Consider the following 6,354-nt stretch of genomic DNA (forward strand, 5'->3'; position numbering starts at 1 on the left):
GGTCGCCCGCAACGACTGGGCACTCAGCTCGTTCACGCCAGGAGCACCGTTCGGCGGCGTCGGCCGCTCCGGGATCGGGAACTATCACGGCCGCTACGGCTTCGACCGCTTCACCCACCAGCGCTCGGTGGTGGGGTCCAACCTGCCGGTCGCGATCACGCAGCTCACCGGGCCGCTGGTTGACGCGCGGTTCCACGAGGCTCTCCGTTCCGGAGTCGACGTCTACCGCCGACTGCTGCGCTCGCGCCTGCACGGCTGACGCCTCGGTGCGCGGGGGTGCTCGCTCGCCTCGGGCCGGTGCGTTGCCCGACGGGCGCACCGGACCGAGGCAGCTGCCGTGGTCTCAGAGCAACCGGACCTCGCGGGCCCAGATCGACTTGACCGACTGCGTGTTCGGAGTCCAGTCGGCTCCGCGGTCTCCGAACGTCAGGATCCGGTCGCCGCCGAGAGAGACCAATGAGCCGTTGCCTGAGTTCATGTAGTCGACGACCGTCGGCGTGCTCCACGACTGGCCTTCGCCATCCGGTGACGCGAGCAGAGACTGCCCCGGTCGGCCGACCCAGAGCACCATGGTGCCGTCCGGCATCGGCAGCAGGTCAGGGAACACCCCGACGACCGGGATCTCGTTCGGCCCGGCGACGACGGGCTGGGCCGCGGACCAGCTGTGCCCGTCGTCCGACGAGGTCGCCTGGTAGAGCGGCTGATAGTTCCCGGTTCGCATGACGGCGAGAATGTCACCGCTGCCGGTGATGGCGAACGCCGCTTCGCCGAACCCCTCGTACCGTGGGTGGTCGGAGAGATGAGGGTCCACCGCGACCGTGGAGCGGACCTCCCAGTTGATCCCGCCGTCGGTGGAGGCGAGCAGCACCGAACGGTAGCGCGAGTCGTTCTCGTAGTACCCGTAACCAGACTGGTAGAGGGTGCCGTCGTCCTCGACCACCGAGTGCACCAGCACGAACCCGCCGAGGCGAGATCCGGGTCTGCTGGTGGCGTCGGAGATCGGTCGCATCGCCTCCGGGGCCGTCATCAGGCCTTCGCGATGCTGCCAGGTCAGGCCACCATCCTCGGACACCGCTGTCGGTACGACGGCCTGCTTCTCGCCAGAGTCCTCGACCATGAAGGTGTGATAGTTCACCGCGAGCAGGGTGCCGTCGTCCAGCGCGGACAAGTAGAAGGACTGCTCGTCCGGGAACGGGTTCCGTTCGTCGACCTCTGTCCAGCTCTGCCCCGCATCGACAGAGGCCGCAAGCGCGGTGCCGGTGTCATGGGTGGCGTCGCCGTGCACGGGATACCCCACCAGCACCTCCTGCTCGCCGGTGGCAGTCGTCTGTACGGTCGCTGTGTTGGGCATCTGCATGAAGCCCTCCGACGTCGAGTCGATCGTCACGGGCTCGGAGACCGAGAAGACTCGCTCGCGCGGGGGCTTGGCGGTGTGCCGCCCGTCTGCGAAGCGGATGTCGTCGACGAGCATCGAGTCGCCTGTCGTGGCGCTGCCCGGACTGGAGAGCTGAAAACCCGTGATCGCTGCCACGGGCGTGATGCCCACGGGTCCGGTCGGTCCGACGTAGTCGTGACGATGCGGCTTGCCCGGGCGAGCGTGATCGCCGACGTAGACGAGCGCGCGTTCCATGTCGCGGGTCACCTGCACCGCGACGGCGTTCCAACGGTCTGCGCGAACGGTTCCGGCAGCTCCCAGCTGAGTCCATCCCAGGGAGTCCTGCGCGAGCCCGTCGAACCACCACAGCGACCCGTCGGGCTTGAGCCACAGGTGGAAGACCGGGGTGGTGGAGTCTGTCCTGCCCTCGATGCGCCCCAGCAGAGACAGCAGCACACCTTGAGTGAGCTGCTCAGGCTTGATCTGCAGCCGTAGATCGGCCCCGTGCTGCTCGTCGCCGTCGCAGATCATCACGGCTTGTGCGCTGTCGCTGTCGTCCCGCACACGCAATGACCTGTGGCCGCGGTAGGCGTCATCGGCGGTGACCGCGGCGGCGACGGCGCCCTCTGGGGTGCGGCAGTCGGCAGGGATCGAGCCGACCGCATCGTGTTCGAACGACCATTCCCTCTGGCCGCCGTGACCACCGGGGCCACCGTGGGCGCTCGCCGCCGGTGTCATGGCCACGAGCAAGGCCGTCGCGAGACCGGCGACGGCAGCGGCGAACGCCGGTCTGCGTCGGTGTCGTGTGGAGTTGTGCACGTGCTCTCCTGTCGTCTGAATGCGCTTCGTCGCACTGGGGGCCAACGTGGAACACTGTTCTACATCAACGGGCCGGATATCGGAAGAGCGGAAACGCAATCCGTCTCGCTTGCGTAACAAGTGCGTGAAATCGATGTCTCGATCGCCCGCGAGGTGTCATGATGGCAACATGGAACGCCATGCCACGCCGACCGCGGGCCCCGATCGGGGGCCCGCGAGCTCGGATGAGGACCGCCCGCGGTCTGTTCCAGCCGACTCCCAGAACCGGCAGCGAGCCTCTGACGTCGATGGCATCCGTCCAGGGGCGCAGATGCGGTCACCGGTTCGCCGTGGGCGGGCACTGGCTGCACGAGCTGCGCGCGTGATCCCCGGCGGCGTGAACTCCGCGACTCGACGGATCGGCCCGCCATGGGCGTTCGACTCGGCCCGAGGCGCTCGCGTGGTCGACCTCGACGGTCGGGACTACCTCGACTTCCACGCCGCGTTCGGCGCGGTGCTCTTGGGCCATGCCGACGAGCGGGTCGCGCGCCCTGCTGCCGCGGCAGCGGCACGTATGGACCTGGTGGGCCTCGGCGTCACCGCGCTCGAGGTCGAGCTCGCCGAGCTCGTCGTCGAGGCGATTCCCTGCGCCGAGATGACGATCTCGACCATGAGCGGCTCCGAGGCCGTGGCTCAGGCGGTGCGCTTGGCCAGGGCCGTCACCGGCCGCCGCCGAATCCTGAAGTTCCAAGGCTGCTTCCATGGCAGCTACGACGCCGTGGCACGCAACGTGATCTCGCCGCCCGAGCGAACCGGGCGCTGGGACCCGCTCTCCTCCGGCATCCTCCCCGATGCGCTCGAGCACACACTCGTCGCCGAGTTCAACGACCTGGCCTCGGTGCAGTCTCTCCTCGAGGAGCATTCCGGGGAGGTGGCCGCCGTCCTTCTCGAGCCGACCCCCCACAACGTCGGCGCGCTGCTGCCCGAGCCAGGCTTTCTCGAAGGACTGCGCGAGCTCTCCTCGCAGCACGGCGCGCTGCTCGTGTTCGACGAGGTCATCAGCGGATTCCGTCACGCCCTGGGCGGGTTCCAAGAGCTCAGCGCAGTCACGCCTGACCTGACGACCTTCGGCAAGGCGGTGGGCAACGGCTACCCGATCGCGGGACTCGCTGGCCGGGCGGATCTGTTGTCAGAGTTCAGCTCCGCCGGTGGCCCCGTCATGCTGGCGGGGACATTCAACGGGACCGCTTCGGCCACGGCCGCGGCGATCGCGACGATCTCCGTGCTGAAGGACCCCGAGGTCGCCTTCTACGAGCACGTCTACGGACTCGGAGACCGGATGCGGGCGGGTCTGCGTGAGATCACCGGTGACCTCGGCGTCCCGGCCACCACCACCGGTCTCGGCTCGGTGTTCGTCACGTACTTCCTCGACGGCCCGGTGCGTAGCTACCGCGACCTCCTTCGAAACGACGATCACGCGTACCTGACCTTCCACCGCCGCATGAGTGAGCGCGGCTTCCTCATGTACCCCATGGCGCTCAAGCGCAACCACCTGTCGCTCGCGCACACTGCTGATGATGTCGACCGCACCCTCGAGGTCGCGGACCAGGTGTTGCGAGTCATGCTGCGCGATGGCGACCTCGCCGGCGCGGAGAGGGCGCGGTGAGCCCGACGCTCGTGATCGAAGGCGGCGTGGTTGCCGACGGCACCGGCGGTGAGCCGGCAGCCGCCGATGTCGTGCTGTGCGGCGACACCGTCTCCGACCTGGTGCCGCTCGCTGCCCGGCCGGCCGGTGGCTACGACGCGCGGACTCTCGACGCAAGCGGTCGAGTGGTCGCACCGGGATTCGTGGATCTGCACAGCCACTCCGACTTGAGCCTGCTCGCCTACCCCGGCAACGCCAGCCGCGTCACCCAGGGGATCACGACCGAGGTGGTGGGCAACTGCGGGATGTCTCCGGCGCCGGGCAACGGTGATCGCCACGGCCTCGCGGAGGTGATCGCAACGATCGACGTCGTTCCCGGGCGACCGTGGCAGTGGCACGACGTCGCCTCCTGGTTGGCCGTGCTGGATGGGACCCCCACCGCGACGAACGTCGCCGCGCTCGTCGGGCACAGCGCGGCGCGGTTCGCCGTCGCGGGCATGCGCGGCGGGCCACTGCGGGCCCACGAGCGCGCACGGCTGGTGAGGCTCCTCGAGGATGCGATCGAAGCTGGGTGCCTCGGTGTCAGCCTCGGTCTGATGTACCCGCCGGGTGAGCACGCCGATACTGCTGAGCTCGTGGCCGTCGCTGGCGTCGCAGCACGAGTGGATGCACTCCTCACGGCGCATCTGCGCGACTACCGTGGATCGCAGCTGCGCGCGGCTGCAGCCGAGGTGGTCGACGTGGCGGAGTCCACCGGCTCGCGAGTCCAGCTCTCCCACCTCAGGGCGGTCGGCGAGAGTGCGGACTTCACCCGCGTCGTCGACGACCTCGGCCAGCGCCGCCAGGTGGTCGACCTCGCCGCCGACGCCTACCCGTACACGGCAGGGCACACGACCCTGACGCAGCTGCTTCCGAGGGAGCTGCGTGCCCGCGGTCCCCGCGCCGTGGCAGCGGCATGCCATGCGGAGCCCACATGCACTGCCCGGGCTCTCGCCTCGTGCGGCTACCCCGCCGAGGACATCACCGTGATGAAGGCGACAGCGACTCCTGATGTAGTCGGGAGATCGGCGGCCGCGGCCGATGGCGCCGCCGGCCCATGGCTCTGGCTGGTCGAGCTGCTGGCCGCGAACGACGGGCTCGTCGACGTCGCTGTCGTGAGCGGCCGGTGGCCGGATGTCGATCACGTGTTGTCGATGCCGTGGGTGAGCGTCGCCTCCGACGGCACGGCGCTGGAGTCCGAGCACACGTCGTCGGTGCCGCATCCGCGCTCGTGGGGGACCTTTCCCGCCGCCTACCGTCGGATGCGGGCGCTGGGCGTCCCGATCGGGGAGGCTATCCGCCGGATGAGTGCTGCCCCCGCCGCGCGCGTGGGGTTGAACCGAGTTCTCCAGCGCGGCGCGGTCGCCGACATCGTCGTCCTCGACGAGGCGGCGCTCGACTCGCAGGCCACGTATCCCCGGCCGGCTGTCCCGGCGGTCGGAGTCGATCACGTCCTGGTTCGCGGGACGGCAGTCCTGAGCCACGGACGGCGCACGACCGCGAGACCAGGGCGGCTCATCAGGAAGGACGCAGCATGAGAACGGATCAGGTCGGGGTCGCGATCGTCGGTGTGGGAGGCATCGCTGCGCTCCACGTCGCGGCCCTGCGCACGAGCGATGTGGCGCGGCTCGTGGCGGTGTGTGATGTCGATGCGGACCGTGCCGGTCAGCTCGCCCATGCCGAGGGTGTCTGCGCGGTGAGCTCGTGCGCCGAGCTGCTCGACCTCCCTGATGTCGAGGCCGTGATCGTGTGCACACCGAACGTGACCCATCGCGAGCTGGGGGAGCAGGTGCTGCGTGCCGGGCGTCATCTCCTGATGGAGAAGCCCCTCGCACTCACGGTCGCTGACGCCCGCTCGCTCGCCACGCTTGCACGGGACAGCGGACTTGCTCTCGCCGTCGGACACAGTCACCGGTTCTCCGATCAGGGCCGGGCCATCCACGAAGCGATCTCCCGGGGGGCGGTGGGGACGCCCCAGTTCGTGCGGGTGGTCATGAACGGGGGATGGATCTGGCCCGGGTGGCAGGCATGGGTCCTCGATCCTGCGTTGTCGGGGGGTCATGCCTTGCACAACGGCATACACCTCGTCGACCTGGCGTCCTGGTGGCTCGGCGAACCCGTGGTGAGCGTATTCGCTGCGGGGCAGCACGCCACCAGTGCAGCGCTCTCGATCCACGACTACCTCGTCATGGAGCTCGGGTTCGCGTCCGGCGCGGCCGCGGTGTGCGAGATCAGTAGGGCGGAGCGGCCGCGCGGAGCGAACCTGCTCGAGCTGACAGTCGTCGGATCCGAGGCGGTTCTGACGCGTGCGTGGGACGCCGACGGTCTGCGTGCTTGGACCGAGGAGGGGTTTGCGACGTGGGCACCCGATGGCTCGTCCGCCAGGACCTTCCAGGCCGAGATCGACGCGTTCGCGGACGCCGTGCGTGGCCGTGCCCCGGTGAACCCACCGACGACAGAGGCGGTATCCGCTGTCGCTGTCGCGGTGGCGGCTGAG

4 protein-coding genes and 1 pseudogene are annotated in these 6,354 nt (G+C 69.4%); 4 read left to right on the forward strand and 1 reads right to left on the reverse strand.

The window, feature by feature from the left end; genetic code table 11:
* Window positions 1–259, forward strand: a pseudogene (locus ACOJSN_RS06525) (hypothetical protein); the annotation flags it as partial.
* A gap of 84 nt (window positions 260–343) precedes the next feature.
* Here the strand turns inward: ACOJSN_RS06525 and ACOJSN_RS06530 are convergent.
* Window positions 344–2,194, reverse strand: a complete 1,851-nt coding sequence (locus tag ACOJSN_RS06530; protein ID WP_420111700.1) for a sialidase family protein — start codon at window positions 2,192–2,194, stop codon at window positions 344–346.
* Window positions 2,195–2,555: 361 nt separating this feature from the next.
* Between ACOJSN_RS06530 and ACOJSN_RS06535 the strand changes: the two genes are divergently transcribed.
* From ACOJSN_RS06535 to ACOJSN_RS06545, 3 genes are all read left to right on the forward strand, one after another.
* A complete protein-coding gene (locus tag ACOJSN_RS06535; protein ID WP_420111701.1) occupies window positions 2,556–3,839 on the forward strand; it encodes an aspartate aminotransferase family protein in 1,284 nt (427 codons plus the stop codon).
* Complete coding sequence (locus ACOJSN_RS06540; protein WP_420111702.1) at window positions 3,836–5,395, forward strand: N-acyl-D-amino-acid deacylase family protein; 1,560 nt, start codon at window positions 3,836–3,838, stop codon at window positions 5,393–5,395. The genes ACOJSN_RS06535 and ACOJSN_RS06540 overlap by 4 nt, the downstream gene beginning before the upstream one ends.
* The coding region (locus ACOJSN_RS06545; protein WP_420111703.1) for a Gfo/Idh/MocA family protein at window positions 5,392–6,354 on the forward strand (963 nt) is incomplete at its 3' end. The genes ACOJSN_RS06540 and ACOJSN_RS06545, both read left to right, overlap by 4 nt.

It is taken from the genome of Pseudactinotalea sp., assembly GCF_048594945.1.
GTDB lineage: Bacteria > Actinomycetota > Actinomycetes > Actinomycetales > Beutenbergiaceae > Pseudactinotalea.